We start from the raw sequence: 26,289 nt of genomic DNA on the forward strand, positions 1-26,289 counted from the left end.
GAATGCGCCGGATACCTTATGTTCACCCTTTTTTACATCCGCGACAAAAGAGCCTGTGATGTTCGGCAGTCCGGCCTCCACGGTGGTGCCCGCTGCGTGGCCGCTGCCAGCACCCATCAGTACCCGGTTCTGCGCAATCTCCTGCCATGTACCGCCGAACAGTGCGGCAGGGCTTGTACGTGCGGTGCTCTGGTAGATGCTGCCCACGGGAAAAGGATCCACGCTTTTCAAGCTTTTCAACAGCGCATCCACCTCGGCACGGGTGTAAAAGCTGCCACCCCTCATGGATTCGATCACGGCCTTCCACTGCTGCACCAGCGTGCCGGTGGGGATGCCATGCACACCATCCCGCATCACGCCGCAGACGGTCTCATCTGCGCGCGTGTCGTAGATGTCGGCGGCGGTAACGGCGGTGGAGCCTGCAGGGCGCTTGATCTCGGCAAGGCAGAGGTCGTAGATCAGCTCGGTGCGGGTGATGGCCGGGGCAGCAGGCCCGGCAGAATTCGGGACACCTTCCAGCACCTGCAGGCTGGTCTTTTTGGCGGCGGCATCGTAGCGCAGCACGATGCGGTCAATGCGGCTGCGTACAGGGTCCGCTTCGGTGAGCACCACGGTGGTGGGCTGCTCCATGATGATGCTGCGGCCCTTGAACCGCGCCGGGCGCACCCATGCCTGACCGGCGCTCACCTGCACGCTCAGGCCGCCCTGTGCCGTGACGGAGAAATCCTCCTCGGCGCTGTACACGCCGCTCAGGCGGGTGGCGAGGTAGCCCGAAGCGTCGTCGGCATCGTAGGTAATGCCGTTTTCGGGGTAAGTAATGATATCAGCCATAAAGTCCTCCTAAGTCTTGTGCCAGGTGGGCGTGCCCAGCCGGATGGTGCGGGTGGTGCCGCTGTCCTCGCTCTGGGTGATGATGTCGGCTACCCGCACCATGGCGGTGTAGCCCAGCTGCGGCAGGCTGGCGCTCAACACGTCGCCCACCTGCAGGGTATCATCGTCCACGTCGAACTCGATGCTGCCGGTGCGCAGCTGGCCCAGCAGTTTTTCGCCGCCCCGGTCGGCCAGCTTTTCCAGGTAGCTCTGGCTGGAGCTGGTCTCGCCGTCCTCCGGCTGCACGTCCCGGGCATCGATGTACATTTCCCGCCGGTCGGAGCCGGTGGCGTTTACATCCCCCACCCAGACGGTGGCCCGCTCGTCGCCTTCGCCAGCGCCCTGCACGAGGCCCACGTTGGCGTAATCGGTATCAGAAAAGCTCCACCCGGCATTCAGCAGATTGCCCCACCGGGGGCTGTATCTGTGGTTCGGGTCGAAGGTGGGCCGGAAACACTCGAAGAGCAGCTTTTTCTTGCTGCCCTTGCCGTCCAGCACGATGCGGAACCCCAGATCGCACGCCTGCCCGATGGTCTTGCAGTAGTCGAAAATACTGCCGCCGGAGGTCTGCTTTTCAAAGGTGGTGTCAAAGCCGTACTCGGTGCCCAGCGCAAGGCGGGGCCATGGCTTTGCGGCGCTCACAAGGCTGCGCATGGCCGCTTCCGCGTTCTGGTTCTTGACGCTCACCGCAGACACCCGCTTGGTCAGCAGCCACGTTGCCGGGTAGCCGGACACCACAAGGTTTGCGTCCTCGTTCTGGTTGGCGCGGGAGCAGATGCGCATGGGGATGCGGGGGTTCTCGTCGCTGCGCACCAGCCAGCGGCCCTCCTGCAAAAGCTGCAGGTTCTCGGTGGTGGGGCGCACCTCAAGGGTAAAACTGCCCTCGGAGTAATAGGGGCTGTCCCAGTAGAGGGACACCCACACGTCCACCCAGCCCACGCGGGCAAGGGTGTCTGCGTCCAAAACGTCTATTCTCATAGCGGTTCGGGCAGGATGCCCGCCTCCATCGGGTAAAAGCTGACGGATGCCTGCAGGTAGCCGGAGCCGTTCTCGGCCTGCATACTCAGCACGTTATCGCCGGGCTGCAGCTCGGTGAGGGTGCTGTCCTCGTCCAGCTTTGCAAAGATGTTCTCGGTCACGCCTGCCCGGGTCAGGGTGCAGGCCAGCCGGTCGGATGTGCTGCGGTAGATTTCCAGCGTCTCGTCCGGCTGCAGGGTCAGGTCAAAGCCGATGAAGGCCCCGGTCTGCAGATCCACCACCTTGGGGTGTGTCACCGGCATGTCGCACCGCAGGGTGGCCGTGAAGGGCACCGGAAGGCTGCCCTCGTTGCGCAGCACTGCCGCCGTGCCGTCCCGCTTGATGCCGTAGATGTGGCGGTCATAGCAGACGGGGAACCGGAACGCTTTCTCATACCCGCCCAGCACGCTGCTGACGGCGTTGAGGTCGTACCAGAAGGGCTTTTCGCTGTAGAGCATGAGCGAACAGCGCGGCTGCGGCGTGTAGCTGGAAAAGTAGGGCGTTTTCTGCAGCACGAACCGGGTGAAGTAGTGGTCGCCAAAGTACAGGGTGCCCTTGGTGAAGTAGGGCAGCTTTTTTCTGAACGCCCGGGCATTGTCCAGCGCATACGCGCCCCAGAACACCACATCGAGGGTGCGGGACACGCCGGAGACGCTCTGCCCCTCCACAGTGTCGCCTACCTGATTGACACCCTGCGCGGTTTTCAAGTCCACGTCGATGCCGTTCAGCGGGTCGAGAACGTAAGGGGCATCGTAGTCCCAGCCCAGATGCAGGACGGCACCGGCATCAGTCACGATTTTGAGATGGTCCTTAAATAGCACAGTGTCCTCCTTTCATCGTTTGCGGGCCTTGGCCTTGTCGGCTTCCCAGCGGGCTTCCCGCTGGAGGTCTGCCGCCGTCTGGGCCTTGCTGTAAATGTTCTGAGTGATGTTGGTATCGCCCTCCCGGTGGTAGCTGTTGGCAGCAGACACCACCTGTGCGGTGCCGGATGCAGCCACGGTGCTGCCCAGACGCATGTTGTCGGAAAGCACCAGCGCCCCCGCCTGCCGGATCATATCGGCAAGGGCAGAGTTGGTCTTTTCCAGCGCCTTGGTGTTGGCGTTGATGGCATCTTCCAGACTGCCGGTGCCGGTGGTGATATCCACGCTGCCCATGCTGCCGGAGCCGGAGGACCCGCCGGAAGAGCTGCCGCGCCCGGACGAGCCTTTCTTACTGAAAGAGCCGCCGATCGAGGCAACGATGCCCGCGATGACGGCAGCAAGGGCTACGCCCGCTGCGATCATCAGCAGAGCCTGCGGAGTGCCAAAGCCAGTAGGGAACAGCGCCGCAGCGATGGCATCCAGCATTGCTACGAACGCGCCGCCGATAGACCCGATCAGGCCGCCCAGCGAAGCGAGGATCTCCGGGAATGCAGAGATCAGGCCGCCTTTCATGCCCTGACTGATGGCAAGGGCCGCATTGCTCAGCGGTGTTTTCAGCCCGCCGAAGATCTCTATCAGGGTGGAGCCGAGGCCCTGCGCCTGCTGCCAGACCTCAGAGAAGCCGCTGGTCAGGCCGTTCACGATCTGCCCGCCCAGATCAATGGCACCCTGCACCAGCTGATCGCGGGCACCGCCCAGCGCTTTGTTGAGCTTAGTCACGATGCCAAGGGCAAAATCATTGACCTGCTTTTTCTGGTCGGCGGTCAGGCCGCTGTAGATGGTGCTTGCGACCCACTTGCCGATGCTCAGCCAGTCCTGGTTCTTGACGGCGGTGTACAGATCATCGAAGGTGCCCAGCACGCCGGTATCTGCTTCGGTCTGGATCTCCTTCCACAGGCCGTCAAAGGTGTCCGCGCTGGACTTTTTGATCTGCTCAGACACCTGCACGGTGCCGTCGGCCGCGATGGTCTTGACCCGCTCGATGGTCACGAGGGCACCGTCCACGATGTCGTCGTAGACCTCGGTGATGACCTGCTTCTGGGTCTCGGTGCCGTCGGTCAGGGTCTCGGTGACGGTCTGGGTGGTGGTCTTGACCCCGTCTGCCAGCGTCTCGAAGGTGGAAGTGACCGTCTTGGCGGTCTCGCGGACGGTCTCCATGGTCTGCTTGACGGTCTTGGTGCCGTCCGCAGCCACCTCTGTGATGGTCTTGACATCCTTCAGCACACCATCCACCATCTGCCGGGAAGTCTCGGTGATGACCTGCTTTTGCTGGGTCTTGCCGTTGGAGAGCGTTTCGGTGATGTTTTCGGTGGTGCGGGTGATCTTGCCGTCGATTTCGGTCGTGGTGTCCGAGATGGACTTGACGACTTCTGCGGCGGCCTGCTTCGTGGCCTTGCTGGCCTTCTTGGCTCCGCTGGTGATGGCCGGGTAGGGGTTCGCGGCTGTCTGGCTCCCGGCACGGCTGCTGCCGTTGCCGGAGCTGCTTGTGCCCTTCGGGACCCATCCGTTGTCATCGTCCCATTCGAGGTCTTTGTGGGAGCTGTCCCACTGTTTCGCGTTCTTGCGCTTGTTATAGTTGTCCATGTAGCCGTTGTAGGCGGCATTGTAGGCGTCCTGTGCCGCACCGACACCGTTTTTCAGGTTTGCCAGTGCAGCCGCCGCGCCCCTGATTTTGGCGACCAGCTCATTGATCCAGTCCACCACCGTGCCGATGGCGTTCTGTGCGATCTTTTTCACAGACGCAAATGCGGAGTTGACGGCATTGCGGAAGGTCTCGCTGGTCTTGTAGGCCGTCACGAGGCCTGCCGCCAGAGCCGCCAGCGCCGCCACTACAAGGCCGATGGGGTTCGCCTTGAGAACCGCGTTCAAACCTGCCTGCGCGACTGCAAGGCCGGTCGCCCCGGCTTCGGCGGCTTTGTGAGCAGCGGTCATGGCCGTGGTCGCGGCAGTGTGAACCACTTCAATTGCAGTAGCGGCGGCTACATAGCCCTTGTAGGTCAGAAACGCTGTTCCGGCAGCGGCCACAACAGCCGTTGCAATACCGATGGTCTCCTTGAGCTGGGCCATCTTCTCGTCGCTGTCGAGGAAGGAGACCACCACCTCGTTCAGCTTGACCACCAAATCACCCAGAGCCGCAAACAGGCCGCTGGTCAGCTCACCGGTCAGGGCGCTGACATTATCCTTCAGGGTGGACATGCGCCCGCTGAAGGTCTGGCTGGCTTCCAGCATACCGTTGTAGAACTGCCCGCCCTGACTGGTGGCGGCTTCCACAGCTGCTTCCAGCTCGCTGAAGCTGACCTTGCCGTCCGAAATGCGCTTGTACAGGTCGGACATGCTCTCGCCGGTGGCATCACAGATCTGGTTCAGCGGGTTGAAACCCGCATCGATCATCATGTTGACGTTTTCCAGCGTGACCTTCTGGGCGCTGGACATCTTGCCGTAGGCGCGGGTCAGGGTCTGCAGTTTCTCGGCGTTGCCCAGCGAGATATCACCCAGCCGCTGCAGCACGCCGGTGGTGTCGTCTGCCGCAATGCCGAACTGCAGCAACGTCTGGGTGCCCTCGGTCAGGTCGGACAGGCTGAAAGGCGTTGCCGCCGCCATTTTGCGGATCTCAGAAAGCTTTGTGGCGGCGGCCTCCTCGTTGCCCAGCATGACTTTGAAGTTGGTCAGGTAGCTTTCCATGGTGGCGTTGTAGTCCACGCCGCTCTTGACCACCTCGGCCAGCTTGGACGATGCCTGTTTTGCAAAGTCCGCGATCATCTGCCCGGCGGCTACCGTCCACTTGCTGGTGCTTTTTTCTGCCGGGTCGCTGTTCAGCCTTACTTCGCCGGTGATGCTGAAATCTGCCACTGTGTCCACCTCTCATTCGGAGCGCGGGCACAAGGGCACAGGCTGTTATAACTTGATCTCTACCTCCCGCTTACAGGCGGGATTTTTGCATTTTACCCACAGGCCATGGGCGGATGCGGCATTTTCTGCCCACACCGGCAGCGCCCGCCCGCAGTATGGGCAGGGCACCGGGGCGCGGCTAATGTCGGAACCGTGCGAGGAACGCGGCATCGTGCTCTTCGACCGAAACGACACGGGCGGCACCCCCTCTCAGCTCAGCGGGCAGGGCAAAGCGCTCCTGCAGGTCGGCATAGTGGGCACGCATACTGCCCTCGTACTCGGACAAGTCCATGGTGCGCCAGCCCATGATCTTAGCCATGAGGGTCTCCTCCGGCAGGGCCGCGAACAGTGCCCGGAACCGGAACCAGTGCACCTTTTCGCGGGTCAGGTCGATGCCGTAGGCCTGCTGGAATGCCGCCACGATGTAACCGGCATCGCACTGGTAGTCGAAAGCGGGCGGCTTTTCCGGGCCGCTGTCAGGTTCACTTGCAGTGCCTGCTGCGGCCTGCTCACCGGCACGGTAAAAATCCACCATGCAGCCGTAGGCATCGGGGAGCTGTTCCGGCGGCACAGGCTTATGATAGAACCGCTCCATGATCGCAAGGGCTTCTTCCGGGTGTTCGCCGTCCAGCCTGCCGTGGGCGTAGGCGTTGGAGAGCCGCACCATGTGCCGGAAATCCGGGTCGATTCGCCTGCCTTGCCAGCTATCCGGCAGATGTGCCGTCAGCAGATCAGCCATTTTCCAGCGCTGCCAGTTCAGCCAGCAACTGCTTGCGCCGGGCAGCCTTGTCTACCCGTTCCACCATCTGAGCGGCAGGCGGTGCGGGATAGCTCACGGGCGGCTTGTGCCTGTTCTTTTTGGCCTGTGCCCGGCGCTGCTCCCGGTTCATGGGCTGGGCAGGCTTTGCGGCATAGCGCTGTTTCTCGGCGGCGAAGGCATTGCCCAGCTCCTCGATCACGTCATAGATGGGTGCCATGTAGTTTTCGTTAAGCCCCAGACGGTCGGACGCGCCTGCACCGAGGATCTCGTCGATGCAGTCCATGGCAATGCGTGCCTGTGCACGTGCATGGTCGCCCAGACGGACGCCGCCGCGCTGGAACTGCTCCGACTCCTCGGCGCTCCGGCGCTGCATCCGCTCGTTGGCGTCCTCAAAGCGGTCAAGGTCGTTGGCGTTCATCAGGGAAAATTCAAATTCCTGTCCACAAATAACCATGTTCTGGCTCCTTTCAGTTGAGCCGTGCCCCGGTTCTGCCCCGGAGAAAACTAATCACGGCATAAAAGATCCCCGTTCCGGTGCGGAGCGGGGACTGTGTTAAAAAAAAATCAGCCCTTGACGGCCTTGGCAGGCTCAGCGGACTGGGTGGCGGGGTTGTAGTCAAACTCGTCCGGCGTGCCGATGGCCTTCACGTCGCAGGCAAAGGTGGCCTTGGAACCGGCTGCACCGCCTACGTCGCTGGTGACGATGATGGCAGCGCGGCCCTGTTCGCCCTTGCCGGTGCGCAGGCTGAAATAGATGTACGGCACGATGATATCGCTGCCGGTACCGTACACAATCTTGTGGCTCAGCACAAAATCCTGAAAATCATCGCCCACGCAGCGGTCGCCGTTGACGGTAAGGGTGCGCTGGGTGCCGGTCTTTTCGGTGACGTTGCCGGTACGGATGTACTGAGCATCCTCGGTGGTGGCGTTCAGGGAGCCGGAATGCTCCTTCACATGGTCGGCGCAGACGATCCACTGGCTTTCCTTGGTCTGGGTGCTCTCGATCTGGAACGCCAGCACAAAATCGTTCGCCGTCTCAATGCCGGTATACGACGCGCTGGGCGTGATGCCGGACTTGGTAATGGCTTCAGATACAGTCATATCAAAACTCCTTTCATTTGGGCATGTAGTAGGTCAGGCGCATTTGCAGCTGCATCTTACAGTTGCCCGCGCTGTTTGTGACGATGTAGCCGCTGTTCGTCACGGCAATGCCGGTGGGGGTTTTATTCCCGCCGCAGGCCGAGAGGTCGGGCAGGTTATGGCGGGCATCCTGCTGCATGACCCACTCGGTGAGCTGCTCGAAAAAGCCGCTGTTCTGGATGTTAACGGCATCCACCTCGCTGTACTCCCGGCGGCTGAGGAAGAGGTAATTCTTCGCCATGTCCCAGCCGGAGAAATACTCGGTGATGATGGGATCACCGGGGCTGTCCTCGATGGAAAAGGCGGTGGATTCTTCTTCCAGTCCGGCAATGCGGAATGCTGCACCGGTGGCTTCCTGCTCGTCGGCGATCAGCGGGCAGGTCTTGAGCCATGCCCGCAGGGCGGCAATGGTGGGCTTTACGGTTTCGCTCATTTGTTCCCTCCCAGAAACTGCTTTGCGGCATCATGGGCGAACTTTTCCAGCTCGTCCTTGTGGTCGGCAATGGCGTTTTGTCCCCAGTAGGAACCGCGGTGACGTTCCGTTTCGCCCTTCGCGCCGTGCAGGTCGGTGCCCCGTTCATGCAGATAATACTGCCTGCGGGCATAGGGCGTATTGTACACCAGCAGACCTTCCTTAAAGTCGGATGCCTGATTCACGCTGCCTTTCAGTGTGCCGGTTTCCAGCGGCACATATTTGTCCACAACATCGACCACTTTCTGTGAAAAGGCAAACTGCAGCCTTGCGAACCGCGCGTCCATGTCGGCCTGAAAGCCGGGACGGAATGTGATCTTGAAATCAAAAACCGGTGCGCTCATACGATCAGCTCCCTTCCACGTGCCAGTGGGGCAGCAGCGGCTCCCGGTTATCGGAGACAGCCGCCGCCGTGCAGCACAGGTGCGTTTTTTCGAGTTTGGCATACTCTTCGGCGGTCAAGGCAGACACCGCGCCCTGCACCAGCTTCCAGCCGCGTTTCAGGGTCCAGTGCTTGGCCTTTTCCGCCGCAGGCAGAGCCGTCCACTGAGCGAATGGCAGATAGCCCATGGTGCACACGCTGGCCGGGATGCGGATGTGGGTGGTGCGCTCCGGGTCCTTGGCAGTACCGGAGCCGGAGGTGGAGCGGCATTCTCGCCAGCTGCACCCCGGGAACACCCAGCACATCGGCCTGTCCGTCTCGGTGGCAGTGTCGTGGATGAGGTTTACAACAGTAACAGCTGTCTGCATCACAGAATCCCCCTGTACAGTAAGTCATGCGGGTCATTGCCCAGCGCGGTACGGATGATCTCATAGGCTTCCTGCCGGGCTGCGGCGGTCACACTGGCATTGCTGCCAAAGGTGACGCTGTAGCCGTCGTTGGAGACGCTGGCAGCACCAGGCACAGCGCCCGCCGCAGATGCAGCGGCCAGCAGGCCGACGATCTGCCCGCAGGCATCCGCCAGCGCTTCCCGGCAGGCCTCGCACCCGGCGGCGTGGCTCTCCGCCCGGCCAAAGGTGGCGGCATCGATCATGCGGGAAGCACGGCTGCACAGCACCCCGAAGGCCGTTTCCGGCACTGTACCGCCTGCAGCCGCATACTGGTCATAGGTGCAGTAGAGCATGGCCTTACGCCTCGATGCGCTTGATGTACAGGGTCTTGGGCTTGGACACCTTGATGCCGTACACCTTGCGCCCCTGCACAGCGGATGCGCCGATGTACTTGCCGGAGCCGCCCAGATCCTGCAGGTGCACCGTGGTCTGCCACTCCATGACGCGGTGGCACCAGTTGGGGTGGCCGCAGATGAACTCGGTGGTGGTTTTCTTGCTGGCCACGCGGGTGGTGTTCTCGAAATCCATGTTGTTGGACTCGTACACCGCAAAGCCCGCGATCTGACCCACTGCGCCGGTCTGCACCAGCTGCTGGGACAGATCGCCCTGCTTGATGAAGCGGTCGTCCTGCATGAGAAGCTCCAGATACTCGGGGCTGACGATCATCCAGCGGCCGGCCTGCGGCACGCCGTTGCGGCTCAGGGTGCGCTTTGCGGCCAGAGCTTCCTTGTAGGCGGTGGAAGCGGTGCAGGCGGTCTTGGTGGCGCTGATGTTGGCACCCGCTGCGCCCTGCAGCGCCTCGATGGACTTCTTGTCGATGGACAGAGCCATGGAGTAGCCTGCGCTGTCCAGACGCTCGGCGGTGATGCCGTCGGGCACGGATGCAGCGTCGAAGCCGTCGATGATCTCGTTCACGGCCTCGTCGTTGTCGATATCCAGATCCAGATAGGTGGTGGTGCCGGCATCGGCATCCACGCCGTTTGCCTTGTCGTAGGCCTTGACGGCAACCTCAGTGTCGCGGACAGGGATCTTGACCTTACCGGCCTTGGGGCTGCCCTCGTAGCGGTTGTTGAAGATGGTATTGTCGCGGGTGACCAGAGTCGCACGCAGCTTTGCATCCACCAGAGCGGAGTAACGCTCCTGACTTGCATGTGCCATAGAAATCTCCTTTCGTTGTTACAGGTTCAGTTCAGGGTTCAGGGATTTGAAAGCGGCTTCCACACCATCGCTCTCGTTGGCGGGCGGGGCACCGTGCTCGGCTCCGGTGGAGACCACGGCCACACCGGCTGCACCGTCCTCACCAAAGGCCCACGGATTCGCCTTGGCAGCATCGTCCAGTGCCTTTGCAATGTCGGTACTGCGGTCGGCAGAGCCTTTCAGGGCATCCAGATCCAGCAAAGCCCGCACTGCCTTGACGCTGCGGCCCTTCTTGCTCATGATGGCGGCATTCAGGGCGTTATCGAAGGCAAAGCCCTCGGCCTGCGCCTTCATGTCGGCCTTCAGCTTGGTGACCTGCTCCTGCAGGCCTGCCACGTCCACGCCGTCAAAGGCTTTCAGGCCGTCCTGTGCGGTCTTGAGCTGGGCGTTTGCGTTGTCCAGCTGGGTCTGCAGGGCCGTGGCGGCAGACTTCTCCCGGTTGATGTCTGCGCCGTTCTCCTGCATGATCCAGTTCAGCTGTTCATCGGTGATGCCGGGGATCTTGTTCTTCACGTCTTCACGCTTCATGGTGGAAACTCCTTTCGTGTGTGAGACCTCAGTTTTTTACACTGTTCTCTGTCAGTATTCGGTCGTGGGCGGGGTACGCGCCGCCCGCCGCATGGCACCGTTTGCAGGACTCGAACCTGCCGCTTCCGGTTTTGGAGACCGGCGCTCTTCCGACATGAGCTAAAACGGCATGAAAAGCCACTATGAAGCCTTTTTCTGGGCACATAGTGGTTAAAATGGGGGATTTCCGTGAATGACTTTTACGGCTTCACCTCCACACTGGGCAGGATGTCAGTGTGGAAATAGAGCTTGTAGTGGTAGGGGTCGGTATGGGCGCCGGTGATGTCCTCTACCACATACATGGTGTAGTCGTTCAGGTAGATGTAGTTCTTGCGGTAGGAATCCGGGCCGACTTTCACCGTGCAGACCAGCTCATTGTTTGAGTTGTTGGAGATGGACATGTAGCCTTCGGCTTCCATAATGACCTTATCGGTGCGGGCGTTGTAGACGGTGATCTTGCGCTCACTCTCGAAGTAATCTGCCTGCTTGGAGATGTTGTAGTTGGCCTTTTCGGCTTCGCTGGAACAGCCACACAGCAGAATGGATGCGGCCAGCGCAAGGGCGAGAAGAATCTTTTTCATGGTTCGTTCCTTTCTGTAAAAATGGGCAAAAGAAAACCACCGTCCGGGTGGATGGTGGTTAAGGTTATTCGATGCCGGGCGGGAGCTTGCCAAGTTCTTTCAAAATACTGTAGCAGTCACGAGCATACATCTGACGGTGTACAGTTCTGTCCCACCCATCGTAAAATGAGTTGCAAATATCATCATATGCCGGATCTACAGGAGTTTCCAGAAGAACCTGCTGCATTTCCCTGACTTCCTGTTCTGTGTAAGAAGGTTTATTCGTAGAATTTGGCACCATTTTTCTGCAACTCCTTTATGCAGTCCGAAATAACCCCTTCTGCCTTTTCAAGAACCTGTTCATCCGTCAGCGTGGACTTGAGCAATTCATCAATTGCGCAATCCATTTGCCAAATGGCCTGTTTCGCGGAGCTTTCTTGAAAAGTCGAAGTCTTTTCGATTGCGTAAATATGCCCATCATGCCCAAGAGCAGTAAGCAGCTTCAAATTTGCGTTTCGCGTAAATTGCCGCAGATCACCATTTGAAAAGCTACCGCACGCAGGATGGGTATGAATCGCAATATAGGGTACATCCGGGTTTGGTAGCTGAACAGAATGACCATCCGGCAAGCCGATGATATCCTTCGTCAGCGGCTTCATCTTGATGTCGAACACCCTGCCCACTTCAACATTTTCCGGCTGCTTTGAAGCGACCATGAGAAGGCGTTTGTGGGCGTTTTTCAGCTGTTGCTGCCCGGCGGCATCCAGTGTGTCACAGCTGAACGACTTAATATTTGCGATTGACTGCATTGTAACAGGTTTCGCCTTTGTGTTCAAGCTGCTGTATGTAGAGGATGCCTTCCGCACCTGTGCGCTTGCCCTGCTGGCTTCGCTCCTGCCGAACTTGGGCACGCTGACACGGGCGCTGTCCACACGGCCACCCGTGGCCTGTGCAAACTCTGCAAGGCTCTGGCGGGCTGCTCTCAGGCGCACAGCGCTGTCAGTGGTGTCCAGCCCGGCAGCATCCTCGGCCAGATACCGCTTTTTCCAGCGGCGGACGTTCCGCTCCCTGGCACGCTGCATCTGGGATATCTCGTAGGCGGTGTACTTTTTGCCGTTCCACTCGATGTTCCGGGCGTTCAGCTCCCGCAGCTGCTCCTGTGTCCATTGGGGCGGGTCGCCCAGTTCCGGGAACACCGCGGAAAAGGTGTGGCGGCAGTTCCAGCCGCAAAGGCCTGCGCCGGTGCCGTAGCCGGTGGCGGCTTCAAAATCCGGGTAGTGCCTGCCCTTGTAGTCCACCGCGCCGCCCCGGTGAAAGCGCCTGCCCTGCCACTCTGCATGAGAAGGACGGGCACCGCCGTGGGCGGTCGTCTCCACAAATTCGCAGCCCATTTCGTCCATGCGGGCCACCTGCAGCTTGCCAGTCGTCTGGTTTACACCGGTGAGCACGGCACGGCGGGCGGCCACCTCGATGCTGTCGGTGTGGCCGCTGGGATAGGTGACCATGGGCATGTCGTCTGCAAGGCTGTCCACGGCCTGCTTGACGGCGGTTTTGTAGTCGAAGGCACCGGTGCTCACCTTGAGCCATGCAGCGTCCAGTGTGCGCTCAAAGGCCCCTGTGACGGTGTTTGCCGTGGTGGCGGTCAGGTTCTGCCATGTGCCGCAGGTCTGCCGCGCGCCGGCATCCAGCAGGTTGTTCAGGGCGGCGTTCTCTTCAAAAGGGGGCGGCTCCATGTCGTAGTGGTAATAGATCGCATCCTCCCGCTCCATGGCTTCGGTGGCGGCCTGCAAAAGCAGCTTGCGGATGGCCGTTTCGCTCTTGCCGGTGTACTTCGCCAGCAGCTTCACCACGTCGTTGCGCACCGCTTCGGTCTGCTGGTAGCGCCACAGCTGCCAGTTGGCGGTGGGGGTCACTTTGTCCATCTTGCCGATGCGCCGGGCAACGTCCTGCAGGATCTGCTCTTCGACCTGCTGCCAGAGCTGCACAAAGGCATCCGGCATCTGGTCGAGGTAAGACGGCGGCAGCATCAGGCACCCCCGAAGGTGATCTGCTCTTCGGACTGGCTGTCTGCCTTGGCTTCTTCTGTCCACTGGTGGGCTTCCTCCTCGCTCAGGCTGTACCGGGCGGAGAGGTACCGGCAGCGGGGCACGAGGCCTGCCAGAGCGTCCTCCCGCAGCTGGCTGGTGCGCTCGGCCTCGCTGACGATGTAACTGTCGTCCCAGTTGACGGAAATGCTGGTCTCCGGGTCCACCGGTGCGCCCAGCAGGTTCTTTGCGGCCCACAGGATGGCCCGCAGAATGCCGATCAGTGCCGTCTCGATGGGGATCTGGTTCTTGTTGGCGTTCTGCACCAGATCCTGACGGCTGCCGGTGTACTCGGTGGCGGTGGTCACGGTGCCCTGATCGAACTTATAGCGGTGGCAGCCCAGTTTGCACTTGAAGCTCATCATGTCCAGCGCGTCCTGCACCGCCTGATGGTTGGAAGCGGTGCGCAGGTCGGGGTTGTACTCCCGCCATGCAGCAGGCTGGTCGATGCTGCCCTCCGGCGCAGGCAGTTCGTAGAAGATCTGGCGGTGGACGGCATCCGGCGGCACGGCGTGCTCGGTGCCTTCCTTGTCCACCCACTTGCGGCACAGGGAGCGGTCATAGAAGATCTTCTTGCCGCCGAGGCGGATATCCTGCCGGTAGTTGTCGAAGGCGTAGTCCACCATCTGCGCGGCGTCCAGCGCTTCGGAAAAGATGCTCATGCCCAGCCCCATGCCGCCGTCAAGGTTCTTGACAGCAGCCGGGCTGAACAGGCTGAACCATGCCGGTGCGCCGGTGACCGTGATGCTTTTCACCGTGCCCGGCAGGGTCTTGTCCTCGGTGAGCTTGGAGAACTTCGGTGTGCCGGAGATGTCGTCCGTCACCTCAAACCATTCGTTGGTGATCGTGCGGCTGCCGTTCCTGACCGTGTGGGTCTGCAGGTAGACGGCAGGCTTGCCGCCCATCATGCACTCGGACACAAAGGCCGCTTCGGTCACAACGCCGCGCTCCACGCTGATGGGCAGGATGCAGCAGGCTGGGTCGTAGTCCAGCCGGATGCTCCCCTGCGGCGAAGGCAGAGCGTTGCCGGAGGCATCCACCGTCAGGTTCTCCACGCTCATCACAAAAGCGCCGGTGCCCGACCAGTAGGCCTGCTCAACAAGCCGGTTTGCGTTCTCCCAGAAATGCAGCTGCCGCAAAAGGCCGCCGGTCTGCTGTTCATCGCTGCCCAGCAGATAGGCAGAGGTGGATGCATCGCCGATCTGGAGAGTGGTCTTGTCGTTGAGCAGCAGGTTTGCCCAGTCCTCGCAGACGTGCTTCGGCATCCGCAGGGAAGCTAGACGCCGCGAAATGACGCTGCCGTCCGGGGCATCCTCTTTCTGGTCGTGGATGTCGGGCACGTCGCCCTTCCACCACTGCCGCCAGACTTCGATGTTGCCGTAGTAGTCCGCATCGAGGTGAAGATGCTTTGTTTTGTTCAGGTAATCGATAAAATCGGCAACGTTCATCTTGCAGTCAGTCTCCTGTAATCGCGTTCAATGGTGTACTCGAAGGCATCCAATGTATCAATGTCGGTTGTGCCGTCGTCCAGACGTTCATCCACGCCGGGGTGCTTCTGGCTCCACAGGGCGGCGGCAAGGGCATCCCGCAAGGTGGCAGCTTCCGGCAGATACCAAAAGCGCCCGCCACCCATGAGAATGGATGTCAGGCGGATGCGGTCGATGATCTGGATCTTGGCACTGTTCTGCACCCGGTCGGCCAGCCAGGAAAGCGGGCAGGCACGCAGCCGGGTGCGGATGTGGTTGATCAGCGTCTGTTCGGCGCTGTCGCAGAAAATATAGTGGATCTCGCCGTACCGCGCGAACACGGCGGTGCAGAAATCGATGAGCTGCGCGGCGAGGTAGTCAGCGTCCTGATCCTTCGGGTCGATGCGGGCGGATGCAAGCCCCACGACCCCCGCGTAGTAGGACAGGATGCCGGTGGCCACGAATGCGTGCCGGGAGCCGTTGCCGCCGAAGTCCACCCCGATGTGGATGCGCCACGGGCGGCAGGGCTTGTCCGCAGGCCAGAGGAAACGCCCATCCCCGGCGGCAATGCTGTCCGCAAAGGGCCGGTAGATGATGCCGCCCGCTGCAGCCCACTGGCCGAGGATGAAGCGGTTATAGTAGACCGTGCCCGCGTACTCCTTTTTCAGATGAGCCACGAACTCCGGCGGCAGAGTGGGGTTGTCGTCGATGGTGTAGGCCTGACAGTAGATGTCCGCGTCGCTGTCCAGAAACTGCTTGAACCAGTGCTGTGGGTTATCCGGGTTGCAGGTGCCGTCAAAATGGCTGTGCGGACAGGACAGACGGCTTTTCAGCATCTGAAATACACCTTCGTCCCATGTGGTGATCTCGTCCCCATAGGCGTACTCGAAGGCTGCACCCTGAATGCGGGCAATGTGCTTTTTGTTGTCGGCACCCAGCACGTACACCTTGCGGCCGAACAGCTGCACGATGTTGCCGGACGCCGAGGTGCGCACCACGCCCACAAGCTCCGGACCCCAGAGGGCCCGCATGGGCTCCAGCACGTTGCGCTCCAGCGTGCCGAGGGTGTTGCCCAGCATGACGCAAAGGCCCTCGTCCCGGGCCGCGCAGATGCGCTTGGGGATGGTAACAGCGCAGTCCAGATAGGTCTTGCCGGAGCGGGTGGCCCCAGTCTTGATGTTCCAGCGGTGGGAGCAATTGCGAAGGAACTCCTGCTGAAACTCAGTCAATGGCACTGTCCACACCTCCCAGCAGCTTGCGGGCAGCTTCCAGTGCATCCGCCGCCGGGTCCTCCTGCACGGTCTCCTCGCCCAGCATCTTCAGCAGCACCCCGGCGGCACGGGCATCACCGCGCTTGGCGGCTTCAGTAATGCCCATGACCACCGACATCTGATTGTCGATGTCCTCATTGTCCACCTCATCCCGCAGCAGGGCATTCACCCGGCGGCGGTCGGTCTCCGGCAGGCTAAGATAGTAGTCCGCCGCTTCTTTCATGCTGCGCTTGCGGCGGCGGGCCGCACCGGAAGCAATGCCGCCCTTCTGGGCGATCTGTCTCTGTTCGCTCTCCGTTCGTTCATTGAACGGGATGAGATTTTCTTCGTTGGCCACGTCACCACCTCTCTTGCCGTAAAATCAAAAAACCGCCCGGAAGATCCGAACGGCAGGATATAACAAAGAAACCCGGCTGGTACATTCAGGCTGTTGGTCGGTAAAGGTGATCCTCTGCGTCAGCCGGGCAGCACAAAGCCCGCAGGGATGAAGGGAGTAAGTCTTTCCTGCGGGCTTCGGCATTTTAAATTTTAGCAGGGGTTGACAGTATTATCAAGTCCGGTTCGCTCCGGTTCAGTCCGGACTTTTGATCTCCAGTCTTTTGATGGCCGCGCTGTGGCGCTGGAACATCTGACTGCGGGAAATGCGGATGTGGATCGCGATGTCCGGCCAGTCCTCCAGCAGGATGTACCGCCGGAACAGGATCATGAAATCCACCTCATCGTCCAGCTGGCGGAACACCTCCATGATCTCGGCCCGGATGGCGTCGCACACGGCAGACTGTGCCTCAGCGGCCCGGCGGGCCTCGTCGATGCGTTCCACACTGCGGGGCAGAGCCTGTCCGTCGCCGTTGCCGCCCGGCACGGGGGAAAAGCGCTGGGTGGTGTGGGTGGCATCGGTCTGCAGCGTGGCCAGCTCGTCAAGTTTGAGCAGCTCAAACCGCTTGGCCGTCCGGAACCGCCAGAGCCATGCCTTTTTCTCTTCGTAGGTCATTACAGTTCCTCCACCCGGACGAACACGCCGCAGGGGTCCGACCAGAATTTTTCTACGATCTCGCTGCACACCTGCGCGTCATCGGCCCAGAAGTGCAGGCGGGTCATTTCGTCCTTGAGGGCCTTTTCCAGATTGTCGGTGTCCGGCTTTGCGGTGCGCCAGCTGCCGCTTTTGTGGCCCTCGGCGGGAAAGCACCACTTGACCAGCAGACGCACCGGACGGCCTGCGGGGATGGGCTTTTCCGGCGCGTGGGGTGCCAGATGGGCGTGGAGCTTGGCACGGGTCTGTTTCAGTTCCGGGCTGTCGTGGAGCACCGCGTGCGGCTGCCCGCCCTTCATGTAGGCGTGCAGCTGCTTTGCGTTGTGTGTGGTGGTGGGCGGCTGCATGGGGAGAAAGAATTGCATGTACATGGGGTTCACCTCGTTTTTCTTTTTTCAGGTTTTAGCGCCAACGTGATGGGGAGGGTTCCCCGAATGGATGGGGGCTGTGGTCGCCCCATCCTTCGGGAGACCCCATCACAATTGCAGTTGCAGTTTTAGCTATTATATATAGGCTATTTTGCACTGCAAAATCTGCAGTCATAGCGGCTATAACTGCAAAATTGCAGTTTTTCGTGTCGTGCAAAATAGCGGCTATTTCTGCATTTTTACAACAAATTGTAATCTGACTTATTACGGTTTGTTTAACCTGCGCTGCCGGGCTCCTTGCGTCCCACTTTCTCGCCATCGATCCAGAAACGTCCGTCATCTTTCAGCCGCGTCTTGATGGTGCGGGGCTTCAGGTCCATGTATTCAGCCAGCGCATAGACGGTAACTTCGCCATCCATCATGCAGGCTTCAAAGGCGGTGTCCAGTTCGGCCTTTTTGTCCTTGGTCACCTTGCCTTTATCGCCCCAGCGCTTGGATGCACCGCGGCTGCCCAGCGTTTTGAAATCGTTGTCCGGCTGCAGGTCTTCCAGAAGGCCGCTGTCCTGCTTGTGCACGGGGTAGTCGAACCAGAGGTTCACCGGGTCGAAGCGGGCAAACTCGCGCAGGGTGCCCTCGATGCGCCATGCGGTCATGCCGTCGGCCTTTTTCTCAGCAGCCGCGACCTCAGCATCGATGGCCCGCAGATCTGCAAGGCCCAGTTTTTCCTTTGCGATGGTCAGCATCCGGTGGCGGCTGAGGGTATCATCCAAGTCGTAGGCATCCGCATGTCCGCGTTTGTCCAGCATGGCCTTGATCACGCGGCAGGCGGCTTTGTTATGCAGCTGTTCCCGGATGGCATCGGTGGGCACCAGCTCGGTCATGTCCAGCATGGCATCCGGGTCGCGGGCGAACACGCCGGAGCCGGATGCGCGGTCCATGCTGCGCTTGCCGCCTTGGGCACCTTTGCTGTGGTGATGGCAGTAGATCACAGCGCAGTCCAGCGCGCGGCACACAAGGTCGAACTGGTTGCAGAACTTTGCCATCTGGTCGGCAGAGTTCTCATCGCCGGTGATGACCTTATAAATGGGGTCGAGGATCACGGCGGTGTAGCCTTTTTCCTGGGCCCGGCGGATGAGCTTTGGGGCCAGCTTGTCCATGGGCACGGACGCGCCGCGCAGATTCCAGATGTCGATGTTTCGCAGGTTCTGCGGGGGCAGGCCGAGGGCGGTGTACACGTCCTTGAAGCGGTGCAGGCAGGAGGCCCGGTCCAGCTCCAGATTGATGTACAGTACCTTGCCCTGTGCGCAGGAGAACCGGCCCAGCCACGGCCTGCCTTCGGCGATGGCGATGCACAGTTCGATGAGGGCAAAGCTCTTGCCCGCCTTGCTGGGGCCTGCCAGCAGCATCTTGTGGCCCTTGCGCAGCACCCCGGTGATGAGGGCATCGGCCAGCGGGGGCAGGCTCTCCCAGTCGTCGGCCAGACTCTCGGTCTCGGGCAGCTCGTCGGTTTCCGCTTCCAGCCAGTCCCGCCACTCATCCCAGCAGGATTTCCCGATGTTCGTTTCCAGCAGCACCTGCCGTTTGTCACCGCGCAGGATGCCGGGCATCCGGGAAAGGCGGGAAGGATTGCGGTTCTGCTGGTCGATGGTCAGGCCGTTTTTCTGGCAGGCGGAATAGAGATAATCCACACGCCTGCGGTACTCGGCGTAGTCCGGGGCATCCACCTTCACGATGGCGTGGACGCTCTTGCCGCCAGAGTAGACCAGCGCGGCACAGGGCAGTTCCAGCTGCTTGATGATGGCCTGCTGCTTGCCCAGCTCCATGTTGTCGCACTCTACGAGGGCATAGCGATAGGCAGTAATATTGGCATCCTTGCGTCCGGTGCCGTCCACAGGGTTGAAGCAGATCCATGCACCTACTTCAGGATCACAGTCGCCCACCACCTTGCCGAGGTCACCGCCGCAGGCATCCAGCTCGGTGATGAGCTGCCCTGCGGTGCGGGTCCAGCTGCCTTTTGCAGGGCGGCGGCGGTCGGCGGCCATAAAACTTTCGGTCACATAGGCCACATATTCGTCCGGCTCAAACAGGGCTTGCAGGTAGCGCTTTAGCTGGTCGGCGGGGTGCCACTCTTCAGGCAGGGCCAGCTCGTGGGCTTCCACCCAGCGTGGGTCTACCAGACGACCCTCGGTTTGTGCGCCGGTGCCGGCAGAAATATCATCGTTCCAGTCCAGAGCGTGGCCTGCGGGGCCGCTCCATCCGTGGGAGTAGGCCAGCTGAAAAATGCTGCTTGCGGTGACGGGGCTGGCCCCGCCGCCGTGAAAGCTTTCCCATTTCTTGACACACTCGCCCTTATGATAGCGGCCCGCATCGCGGGTGCTCCACTGTTCCCAGAGGGTAACGGGCAGACCAGCATCCTTCAGGGCCATGCCCACCATGAGCCATTCGTCATAGGTCAGGGCGGACGGGGATACGAAGTCCAATGCTTCCTTGAGTTCATTTTCATGTTCCATTCGCGTTACCATCCAAAGATGCTATCCGGAAAGGCCGGTTCTGCGGGCGGCGTGTAGGTGCTGGGAGTAACGCCCTTGGGCACACCCCGCCAGCCGCTCGCCGCAATGCGGTCGATCATGTGTTTAGCCTGCTCAAAGCTCCACCTGCCCACGTGCTGAAAGCCGTATTTTTCCAGACAGCGGATCTGCTTTGGGGTGGTGAGCCCTTCGTCCCGGCGCTTGTGCAGCCGGTCCAGCAAAAGGCTGGCCTTGCCTGCGGATTCCACCGCGTCCGGCAGGATGCCCAGCTTTTCCAGCGCGGCGGCCTGCTGTTCGGTGGGCGGGCCTGCTTCCCAGCCAAAGGCCGGCACATACCCGGCAAGGTCCTCGGCCTGAATGCTCATCTCGTACTGCAGCGGGTCCACCAGCTTGGCCTTTTTGCGGCGCTGTTCTTCCAGCTGTTTTGCAAGTGCTTCTTCCCGCTGGGCCACCACGTCCTCGCTGGCCTGCACGGCGGCTTCCTCGATGTCCTCCGGGCAGCCGCTCTCGGCCAGATTTTCGGTCATCTGCCGGGCCACGGTGCGGTCCTCACAGACCAGATCAGCCGGGCGGCACAGCTCGTGCTTGTCGGTCATCCACAAAAAGTCGAGGAGCAGCAGGTCGGTCTTGCCCGGGGAAAGCCGGGTGCCGCGCCCTACCATCTGGCTGTACAGGCTGCGCACCTTGGTGGGCCGCAGCACCACCACGCAGTCCACAGACGGGCAGTCCCAGCCCTCTGTGAGCAGCATGGAGTTACACAGCACGTTGTATTTGCCTGCATCGAAATCCGCCAGCACTTCCTTGCGGTCGGTGCTCTGGCCGTTGACCTCGGCGGCACGGAATCCATGGGAGTTCAGCAGGCCGCGGAACTTCTGGCTGGTCGTGATGAGGGGCAGGAACACCACCGTTTTGCGGCCTTTGCAACGCTGGGCCATCTCGGCGGCGATCTGTTCCAGATAGGGGTCAAGCGCAGTGCCGAGGTCTCCCACGGCGTAGTCCCCGCCGCTCATGGTGACAGAAGAAATGTCCAGCTTCAGCGGAATGGTCTGGGCCATGATCCTGCACAGATAACCCTCTTTGATGGCATCGGTCAGCTTATACTCAAAGGCAAGGCTGTCGAACACCTCGCCCAGATTGCGCATGTCGCCGCGATCCGGCGTGGCGGTCACGCCCAGCACCTTGGCGCTGCCGAAGTAGTCGAGGATGCGGCGGTATCCGTCGGTGATGGCGTGGTGGGCCTCGTCGATGATGATAGTGCCAAAGTAATCCCGGGGAAAGCGTTCCAGCCGGGCGGTGCGCTGCAGGGTCTGCACGCTGCCCACCACCACACGGAACCATGTATTCAGACAGGTGGCATCTGCCTTTTCCACCGCGCTGACAAGGCCGGTGGAGCGCTGCAGCTTGTCCGCTGCCTGTTCCAGCAGCTCACCGCGATGCGCCAGAATGAGCACCCGGTCACCGGCGCGCACCTGATCGGCAGCTACCGATGCAAACACAATGGTCTTGCCGGTGCCGGTAGGCAGCACCAACAGGGTGCGGGTGTGGCCGTTCTCCCACTCGGCGTGGATGCGTTCACGGGCCTGCTGCTGGTAGGGTCTCAGTTCCTGCCCCATCAGAATGCCCCCTGCGTCCAGCCCTGAGTGGGTGCGGCCTTGGGTTCCGGCGGCGGCAGGAAGCGCTGCACCTCATTGCTCTGGCCGGTCTCACCTGCATGAGGACCGCTCTGCTTGGTATACTCGTGGATACCCAGCTTGCAGATGCCTTTGGCACCCACGATCTCGTTCCAGCGGGGGCGGAAGGTCTCGCCCCGCTTGCACTGACCGATGCTCTCGAAGAAAGCGCCCAGCAGGCCCTGCGTTTTAGTGTGCAGGTACAGGCGGTGGGTGACGGTGGTGTCGCCCTTGGCCCCGCCGAAGATCTTCAGGGTCAGCTTTGCCATGGAGCAGGGCGGCAGCTTGGCGCTGCCCTCAAAGCGGGCACGCTCCATGCCGGTGACCTCAAAGGCATACTCGCCCTCGGGCAGGAGCACGAACTCCTGCTGCTCGTTGGTAAATTCGTCGTCCCAGCTCAGGGCGCGGTCGGTGGTGTTCATTTCGTTCATAAGTAATTACTCCTTTATTATAAAACTTCTTCAGTCACGCTTACACGTGCCAGCTCCCTCCGTGAGGGAGCCTGTTAAAACGGGATATCACGGTTATCCAGCACCATCTGGAACACCTGCGGCCATGCGGCGATCAGACAGCCCTCCACAAAGTCAGCGGGGTAGTCCTTGATGGGCATATCCTCCGGGAAATAGCCCCGTTTGCCCACAACGCCCTGCAGCTCTTCACAGCTGACCTTGTTGGCGCTCATCAGAGCGGCCAGCTTTTCCGGCACGCCCAGACTGAGCAGAACATTTTTCTCAGAGCTTTCCTGCAGCGGTGCGGGCTGCGGCTGAGCCACCGGCTTTGCTTCCTGCTGCGGGCTGGGCAGGATGTCGGCTTCCGGCTGGGAACGCGGCTGCGGTTCCGGTTTTGGTGCCTGTGCAGACATTGCGCCGGGGATGCAGGCGGCAATGCTGGCATAGTCAAAGGGTACTTCCTCCGGCAGGTCAAAGCGGTTTTTTGCATCCCAGCAGGGGTGATGCGCGGTGTACAGTACACGCCTGCCGCCGCTGGCCTTGCTCTTGGCGTTCTTGCCGTCGCCCACCTTTTCCACAACGGTCTTGTAGTTGGCAAACAGCAGCATATCGCACCACTCGCGCAGCAGCGGGGCCACCTGTTTGGAGGTTTTCATGGACCAGCGGTCGTAGTTGCCCACGGCGTCCGGCTGCTCAAACTTGGTGATGGCCGCATGAGCCAGCACCACCACGTTGTGGCCGGTGTTCAGCACCTCTTCCAGCGCATCCAGCAGCTTGCCGAACTCTTCTTTTGCGTAGGTGTAGCCCTTGCCGTAGCCGAAGTCCTCAATGCCGTTCACCTTGGCCTTGGCGCACACGGCCTGAATGCACAGGCGCTCGGCCCAGTCGGCGGTGTCAATGACCAGCGTGCCGCAGGGAACGCTGCCCTTACGCACCTCGGCCACCTCGTCCAGCAGCATGGCCCAGCTGGTGGGCTGGGGCAGGCGGGCCACGTTCAGTCGCTTGGTGCCGCCCTCGGTGTCGATGAACACAGGGTCCGGAAAATGGGATGCGAAGGTGCTTTTGCCGATGCCCTCCGGGCCGTACAGCACGGTCTTGACCGGAGAGGTCTGGATGCCGGATGTGACTGCATACTTGCTCATTTAAAACGCTCCTTTCGTCCAGCTTTTCTGCTGGGGCTTTTCGGTGATGGGCGGCAGGGCGGTGTCGGCGTCTTTCACCATGCCGTCCTCAATGATGATCTGGCACTCGCTGCCGGTGGAAACGCGGGTGGCGATGGCTTGCAGGCCCTCAACTTCCAGCCATGCGGAGAATTCCTGCAAGGTGCTCATGTCCATCTGTTCCAGCTTGTCCAGCAGCACAAAGCCGCAGTCCGGGTTCAGGCGGCGGACGATGGCGGCAGCCACCCGCAGCTGGTCGCTGCCGGACATATCCCGCCAGTGCTTTCCTTTATAAGTAAGGGCACCGTCCTCCACGCCAAGGCCCGGCAAGGGAAGGTCTGCGCCGTTCAGCAGGGCCATGCGGTCGGCACGCTTCTGGCTGATGGCTTCGGTCAGGCGGCTGTACTCGTCGGCATACTGGGCGGCTTCATCCTCGGCGCGGGATTTTTCCAGATTGGCGCGGACCTTGCGGTTGGTCTCCTCGATGTCCCGAATGGATGCTTCCAGCTCGGCGGTGGATTCGTCCTGAAGCTGGGCAACGGTCTTTCTTGCCGTTTCCCGCTGGTTGAACAGCTTGGTGTGCTTGGCGTCAAGCTCCTGATACAGCTGCTCCAACTCAGCAATGCGTTCGCGGGTGCGTTTCAGCTCATCCACGCACTGCTGTTCCTGACGCTCAAGCTCTGCATACTGTGCCCGCAGGCGCTGGTTTTCGCCGTTCCGGGCCAGAATATCCTGCTGCTGGCGGATGAGGTCGGACGCGCTCACAGGCTCGTCAGGCGCTTCCGGGTAGGAGATCAGCTCCTCGGCAAAGTGCTTTTTCTGCGCGGCCAGCTGGCCGGTGAAGGTGCGCTTGTCGTACAGGGCCTTGATCTCCATATCGCGGGTGTGCAGCTCGGTGCCAATGCCGATGATCCGCAGCAGGATGTCCGCCTTTTCCTTGTCGGTGGCTTCCATGAAGCGGGGCAGGTCCAGCGCCAGCGGCTCCACAAAGGCGTTGAGAAGCTGCTGGCCGCTGCGGCGTCCGGTGGGGTCGGTGACGGTCAGGCTGGCATTCTTGCCCTTGCGCTCCACCACCACGCCGTTGGAAAGCTTTACTTTCAGATGCGCCGGAGCCACAGCGCCGTCCCGCGGGGCTGCGTCCGGGCGGAAGCGGTCGCCGCCGAGGGCCCACGCCAGCGCGTCCAGCACGCTGGTCTTGCCCTGATTGTTGTTGCCGCCCACAATGGTGAGCCCGGTGGGCGACGGCGTGAGTGCAACGGCCTTGATGCGTTTGACGTTTTCGGCCTCTAAGGCCATGATCTTTACAGACATGCGGATACCTCCCCTTGAGCGGATGCGAGTGTGTGAACGAACTGGTTGATTGCGGTCTCACGCTGGTCGTTCGGCAGTTTGCGGAACTGCATTTTAGCGGACTGAACGATGCTGGTAATGGAACGGCCTGCCAGAATGATGCTGTCGTAGGCATCGCGGGCATCCTGTTCCTGCTGTGCCTTATAGTCCGCAGTCATTCCGGCCGCAATCTCGTAAGCTTTTTCGCCTGCCCGCCGGTCTACCTCTTCCTCATCCACCACAGCGGCGATGGGCTGCTTTTTCAGGGCCGCATTTTCTTCTTGCAGCTTATCCGCCCGGAGCTTTGCCGCTTCGGCCACCTGCCGGGAGCCGGAAAGCTGATTCTCAGCATCCTTGGCCCGGGCCTCGGCCTTGTCGGCACGGTCTTTTTCCTGTGAGGCCTTCAGACCCAGCCGGTTGCAATCCTTGGCGGTGCTCAGCTGGTCAGCACGGGCCTTGTCCCGTTCGGTTTCGGCCTTTTGGGCACGTTCGGCCAGCCCGTTGATGTCGGCGTTGGCGGCTTCCAGATGGGCTTCGGCGGCATCCGCACGGGATTTTTCGGCCTTGAGCTGGGCCATAAGCTCCTGATACTCTTTGTAAGTAGTGATGTCACCGGTAAAAACGGCTTGCTTGACCACCTCCGGGGTGCTGGGCTTGGCCGCAGCATACAGCAGTTTCAGGGGCTGCACGTCCAGAATGGACTTGCCCTCAATCTGGATATTGCCGCACTGTGCGGCAATATTTACAAGGCGGTCACCGGTATCCCGGCTGATGCCGACGGTTGCACACCATTTGCCCCATGTGCCATTTTTGTTGTTAGCGCACAGGTCATGGGCGTGTTTCGCGGCCATGATACGGGCGGTAGTGCTAACGATAAAGGTCTGCGCATCCTGCAAAAGCAGGGCGTTTGTCTGGTCGTCTGCGCCAAAGTCAAAAGTGGGAGCGGTACTCGAGGGCACAGGCGCGTTTTCGTCTGCACTGACCGGAACACCGGGTGCGTCGGCAGCAGTCGCCAGTTCCGTCGTAGGGCTTGACCCCTCCGGCGCTGCCGGGGATGCCGCAGTTTGGCTTTCCGCAGCAGTGGCAGCATCCGAACACTGCGTGGATGGGGTAGGGTGTTCTTCCACCGGTTCAATGGGGGCGTTCTTGCAGGGCTTGGCCTCCCTGAGGGCCGTCAGCATCTGCTCCGGGAGCTCGTAGTCGTCCATGGGGATGAACTCGTCGCTGGTCAGAAACGCTTCCGGGGTCAGATGTTTTTCAGCGGCCTTGGCTTTGCCGAACTTCTGGGTCAGCAGATGGCTTTCCTTCCAGACCCGTGCGGATTCGTCCCAGCGCCAGAAGCGCCCACGGGTATAGGCGTAGTAAACACCGTTGCTGTTCTGGCTGATGATCATACCCGCACCTCCGTGTCCTTGAGGCGGTCCAGCATCTCGGCCTGCACATCCTTGCTCATGGGCTGGATGTTGTTGCCCTTCCAGCCATAGCAGAGGATGGGTCCGTAGATATGCTGGCCGCGATAGATACGGTTCAGGTCTCTGCCCATGATGCCGTACACCAGCACTGCCGGGGTGCGTGGCAGGACTTTCTGCTCACAGGGGCACCGCAGCAGTGCTTCGATGCCCTGCAGCGTGTCCGGCAGGGTGGTGACTACCGGCTCTTTGCCCGGTTCAATCAAAATTCCTTTCATTGTAAAACCTCCGATTTTGTGATA

28 protein-coding genes and 1 tRNA gene are annotated in these 26,289 nt (G+C 61.0%); all 29 read right to left on the reverse strand.

Translation table 11 applies throughout. From position 1 onward, the window contains the following. The coding region (locus WMO17_RS05960) for a phage baseplate protein (RefSeq protein ID WP_349137652.1) at positions 1-831 on the reverse strand (831 nt) is incomplete at its 3' end. 9 nt (positions 832-840) lie between these two features. Continuing rightward, a complete protein-coding gene (locus tag WMO17_RS05965) occupies positions 841-1,833 on the reverse strand; it encodes a siphovirus ReqiPepy6 Gp37-like family protein (RefSeq protein ID WP_349137653.1) in 993 nt (330 codons plus the stop codon). Positions 1,834-1,844: 11 nt separating this feature from the next. Further along, positions 1,845-2,708 carry a phage distal tail protein gene (locus tag WMO17_RS05970; protein WP_349137654.1) on the reverse strand — a complete coding sequence of 288 codons (864 nt, stop codon included), beginning with the start codon at positions 2,706-2,708 and terminating at the stop codon, positions 1,845-1,847. Positions 2,709-2,720: 12 nt separating this feature from the next. Next, a complete protein-coding gene (locus WMO17_RS05975; protein WP_349137655.1) occupies positions 2,721-5,657 on the reverse strand; it encodes a tape measure protein in 2,937 nt (978 codons plus the stop codon). 178 nt (positions 5,658-5,835) lie between these two features. After that, positions 5,836-6,435: a Gp15 family bacteriophage protein gene (locus tag WMO17_RS05980; RefSeq protein ID WP_349137656.1), complete on the reverse strand. Its 600-nt coding sequence runs from the start codon at positions 6,433-6,435 to the stop codon at positions 5,836-5,838. Further along, the gene (locus WMO17_RS05985) at positions 6,428-6,910 is read right to left on the reverse strand and encodes a DUF6673 family protein (protein ID WP_349137657.1); all 483 of its coding nucleotides are present in this window, start codon (positions 6,908-6,910) and stop codon (positions 6,428-6,430) included. The genes WMO17_RS05980 and WMO17_RS05985 overlap by 8 nt, the downstream gene beginning before the upstream one ends. Positions 6,911-7,020: 110 nt before the next feature. Continuing rightward, positions 7,021-7,557, reverse strand: coding sequence for a phage tail tube protein (locus WMO17_RS05990; protein ID WP_349137658.1), 537 nt, complete (start codon positions 7,555-7,557; stop codon positions 7,021-7,023). Positions 7,558-7,570: 13 nt separating this feature from the next. After that, positions 7,571-8,029 (reverse strand): hypothetical protein, encoded by a 459-nt coding sequence (locus tag WMO17_RS05995; RefSeq protein ID WP_349137659.1) that lies wholly within the window; start codon positions 8,027-8,029, stop codon positions 7,571-7,573. Continuing rightward, on the reverse strand, positions 8,026-8,412 hold the full coding sequence (locus WMO17_RS06000) for a minor capsid protein (protein WP_349137660.1): 387 nt from the start codon (positions 8,410-8,412) through the stop codon (positions 8,026-8,028). The genes WMO17_RS05995 and WMO17_RS06000 overlap by 4 nt, the downstream gene beginning before the upstream one ends. Before the next feature lie 4 nt (positions 8,413-8,416). Next, a complete protein-coding gene (locus WMO17_RS06005) occupies positions 8,417-8,818 on the reverse strand; it encodes a DUF6751 family protein (RefSeq protein WP_349137661.1) in 402 nt (133 codons plus the stop codon). Next, positions 8,818-9,192, reverse strand: coding sequence for a head-tail connector protein (locus WMO17_RS06010; RefSeq protein WP_349137662.1), 375 nt, complete (start codon positions 9,190-9,192; stop codon positions 8,818-8,820). The genes WMO17_RS06005 and WMO17_RS06010 overlap by 1 nt, the downstream gene beginning before the upstream one ends. Before the next feature lie 4 nt (positions 9,193-9,196). Then, positions 9,197-10,057 (reverse strand): phage major capsid protein, encoded by an 861-nt coding sequence (locus WMO17_RS06015; protein ID WP_294647796.1) that lies wholly within the window; start codon positions 10,055-10,057, stop codon positions 9,197-9,199. Between the two features lie 18 nt (positions 10,058-10,075). Then, positions 10,076-10,624 (reverse strand): phage scaffolding protein, encoded by a 549-nt coding sequence (locus WMO17_RS06020; RefSeq protein WP_349137663.1) that lies wholly within the window; start codon positions 10,622-10,624, stop codon positions 10,076-10,078. A 92-nt stretch (positions 10,625-10,716) separates the two neighbouring features. Further along, positions 10,717-10,793, reverse strand: a tRNA-Trp gene (locus WMO17_RS06025). Positions 10,794-10,863: 70 nt separating this feature from the next. Then, positions 10,864-11,244, reverse strand: a complete 381-nt coding sequence (locus tag WMO17_RS06030; protein ID WP_349137664.1) for a beta-sandwich lipoprotein — start codon at positions 11,242-11,244, stop codon at positions 10,864-10,866. A gap of 64 nt (positions 11,245-11,308) precedes the next feature. After that, a complete protein-coding gene (locus WMO17_RS06035) occupies positions 11,309-11,470 on the reverse strand; it encodes a hypothetical protein (protein ID WP_165852862.1) in 162 nt (53 codons plus the stop codon). Positions 11,471-11,501: 31 nt separating this feature from the next. Then, positions 11,502-13,250 carry a phage minor capsid protein gene (locus WMO17_RS06040; protein ID WP_349137665.1) on the reverse strand — a complete coding sequence of 583 codons (1,749 nt, stop codon included), beginning with the start codon at positions 13,248-13,250 and terminating at the stop codon, positions 11,502-11,504. Next, positions 13,250-14,755: a phage portal protein gene (locus WMO17_RS06045; protein ID WP_349137666.1), complete on the reverse strand. Its 1,506-nt coding sequence runs from the start codon at positions 14,753-14,755 to the stop codon at positions 13,250-13,252. Before WMO17_RS06045 ends, WMO17_RS06040 begins: the two co-directional genes overlap by 1 nt. Further along, the gene (locus WMO17_RS06050) at positions 14,752-16,008 is read right to left on the reverse strand and encodes a phage terminase large subunit (RefSeq protein WP_349137667.1); all 1,257 of its coding nucleotides are present in this window, start codon (positions 16,006-16,008) and stop codon (positions 14,752-14,754) included. The genes WMO17_RS06045 and WMO17_RS06050 overlap by 4 nt, the downstream gene beginning before the upstream one ends. Continuing rightward, complete coding sequence (locus WMO17_RS06055; protein WP_349137668.1) at positions 15,995-16,381, reverse strand: hypothetical protein; 387 nt, start codon at positions 16,379-16,381, stop codon at positions 15,995-15,997. Before WMO17_RS06055 ends, WMO17_RS06050 begins: the two co-directional genes overlap by 14 nt. Positions 16,382-16,615: 234 nt before the next feature. Next, positions 16,616-17,035 (reverse strand): hypothetical protein, encoded by a 420-nt coding sequence (locus tag WMO17_RS06060; protein ID WP_337678810.1) that lies wholly within the window; start codon positions 17,033-17,035, stop codon positions 16,616-16,618. Beyond that, complete coding sequence (locus WMO17_RS06065) at positions 17,035-17,445, reverse strand: RusA family crossover junction endodeoxyribonuclease (RefSeq protein ID WP_349137669.1); 411 nt, start codon at positions 17,443-17,445, stop codon at positions 17,035-17,037. Before WMO17_RS06065 ends, WMO17_RS06060 begins: the two co-directional genes overlap by 1 nt. 272 nt (positions 17,446-17,717) lie before the next feature. Continuing rightward, positions 17,718-19,952, reverse strand: coding sequence for an AAA family ATPase (locus WMO17_RS06070; RefSeq protein ID WP_349137670.1), 2,235 nt, complete (start codon positions 19,950-19,952; stop codon positions 17,718-17,720). Between the two features lie 5 nt (positions 19,953-19,957). After that, positions 19,958-21,583, reverse strand: coding sequence for a DEAD/DEAH box helicase (locus WMO17_RS06075; protein WP_349137671.1), 1,626 nt, complete (start codon positions 21,581-21,583; stop codon positions 19,958-19,960). Continuing rightward, positions 21,583-22,071 (reverse strand): DUF669 domain-containing protein, encoded by a 489-nt coding sequence (locus WMO17_RS06080; RefSeq protein ID WP_349137672.1) that lies wholly within the window; start codon positions 22,069-22,071, stop codon positions 21,583-21,585. Before WMO17_RS06080 ends, WMO17_RS06075 begins: the two co-directional genes overlap by 1 nt. A 74-nt stretch (positions 22,072-22,145) precedes the next feature. Then, positions 22,146-23,231: an ATP-binding protein gene (locus tag WMO17_RS06085; protein ID WP_349137673.1), complete on the reverse strand. Its 1,086-nt coding sequence runs from the start codon at positions 23,229-23,231 to the stop codon at positions 22,146-22,148. Beyond that, complete coding sequence (locus WMO17_RS06090; protein ID WP_349137674.1) at positions 23,232-24,560, reverse strand: AAA family ATPase; 1,329 nt, start codon at positions 24,558-24,560, stop codon at positions 23,232-23,234. Continuing rightward, a complete protein-coding gene (locus tag WMO17_RS06095; RefSeq protein ID WP_349137675.1) occupies positions 24,551-25,972 on the reverse strand; it encodes a hypothetical protein in 1,422 nt (473 codons plus the stop codon). Before WMO17_RS06095 ends, WMO17_RS06090 begins: the two co-directional genes overlap by 10 nt. After that, positions 25,969-26,265, reverse strand: a complete 297-nt coding sequence (locus WMO17_RS06100; RefSeq protein ID WP_349137676.1) for a DUF3846 domain-containing protein — start codon at positions 26,263-26,265, stop codon at positions 25,969-25,971. Before WMO17_RS06100 ends, WMO17_RS06095 begins: the two co-directional genes overlap by 4 nt. Positions 26,266-26,289: the final 24 nt, after the last annotated feature.

Origin of the sequence: Faecalibacterium faecis, assembly GCF_040096475.1 — a bacterium.
GTDB classification, from domain to species: Bacteria; Bacillota; Clostridia; order Oscillospirales; family Ruminococcaceae; genus Faecalibacterium; species Faecalibacterium taiwanense.

Bases quoted from the DNA above. Each gene is read 5' to 3' on its own strand.
- WMO17_RS05980 (WP_349137656.1), bottom strand. From the start codon at position 6,435: ATGGCTGATCTGCTGACGGCACATCTGCCGGATAGCTGGCAAGGCAGG.
- WMO17_RS05985 (WP_349137657.1), bottom strand. From the start codon at position 6,910: ATGGTTATTTGTGGACAGGAATTTGAATTTTCCCTGATGAACGCCAAC.
- WMO17_RS05990 (WP_349137658.1), bottom strand. From the start codon at position 7,557: ATGACTGTATCTGAAGCCATTACCAAGTCCGGCATCACGCCCAGCGCG.
- WMO17_RS05995 (WP_349137659.1), bottom strand. From the start codon at position 8,029: ATGAGCGAAACCGTAAAGCCCACCATTGCCGCCCTGCGGGCATGGCTC.
- WMO17_RS06000 (WP_349137660.1), bottom strand. From the start codon at position 8,412: ATGAGCGCACCGGTTTTTGATTTCAAGATCACATTCCGTCCCGGCTTT.
- WMO17_RS06005 (WP_349137661.1), bottom strand. From the start codon at position 8,818: ATGCAGACAGCTGTTACTGTTGTAAACCTCATCCACGACACTGCCACC.
- WMO17_RS06010 (WP_349137662.1), bottom strand. From the start codon at position 9,192: ATGCTCTACTGCACCTATGACCAGTATGCGGCTGCAGGCGGTACAGTG.
- WMO17_RS06015 (WP_294647796.1), bottom strand. From the start codon at position 10,057: ATGGCACATGCAAGTCAGGAGCGTTACTCCGCTCTGGTGGATGCAAAG.
- WMO17_RS06020 (WP_349137663.1), bottom strand. From the start codon at position 10,624: ATGAAGCGTGAAGACGTGAAGAACAAGATCCCCGGCATCACCGATGAA.
- WMO17_RS06030 (WP_349137664.1), bottom strand. From the start codon at position 11,244: ATGAAAAAGATTCTTCTCGCCCTTGCGCTGGCCGCATCCATTCTGCTG.
- WMO17_RS06035 (WP_165852862.1), bottom strand. From the start codon at position 11,470: ATGCAGCAGGTTCTTCTGGAAACTCCTGTAGATCCGGCATATGATGAT.
- WMO17_RS06040 (WP_349137665.1), bottom strand. From the start codon at position 13,250: ATGCTGCCGCCGTCTTACCTCGACCAGATGCCGGATGCCTTTGTGCAG.
- WMO17_RS06045 (WP_349137666.1), bottom strand. From the start codon at position 14,755: ATGAACGTTGCCGATTTTATCGATTACCTGAACAAAACAAAGCATCTT.
- WMO17_RS06060 (WP_337678810.1), bottom strand. From the start codon at position 17,035: ATGACCTACGAAGAGAAAAAGGCATGGCTCTGGCGGTTCCGGACGGCC.
- WMO17_RS06065 (WP_349137669.1), bottom strand. From the start codon at position 17,445: ATGTACATGCAATTCTTTCTCCCCATGCAGCCGCCCACCACCACACAC.
- WMO17_RS06070 (WP_349137670.1), bottom strand. From the start codon at position 19,952: ATGGAACATGAAAATGAACTCAAGGAAGCATTGGACTTCGTATCCCCG.
- WMO17_RS06075 (WP_349137671.1), bottom strand. From the start codon at position 21,583: ATGGGGCAGGAACTGAGACCCTACCAGCAGCAGGCCCGTGAACGCATC.
- WMO17_RS06080 (WP_349137672.1), bottom strand. From the start codon at position 22,071: ATGAACGAAATGAACACCACCGACCGCGCCCTGAGCTGGGACGACGAA.
- WMO17_RS06085 (WP_349137673.1), bottom strand. From the start codon at position 23,231: ATGAGCAAGTATGCAGTCACATCCGGCATCCAGACCTCTCCGGTCAAG.
- WMO17_RS06090 (WP_349137674.1), bottom strand. From the start codon at position 24,560: ATGTCTGTAAAGATCATGGCCTTAGAGGCCGAAAACGTCAAACGCATC.
- WMO17_RS06095 (WP_349137675.1), bottom strand. From the start codon at position 25,972: ATGATCATCAGCCAGAACAGCAACGGTGTTTACTACGCCTATACCCGT.
- WMO17_RS06100 (WP_349137676.1), bottom strand. From the start codon at position 26,265: ATGAAAGGAATTTTGATTGAACCGGGCAAAGAGCCGGTAGTCACCACC.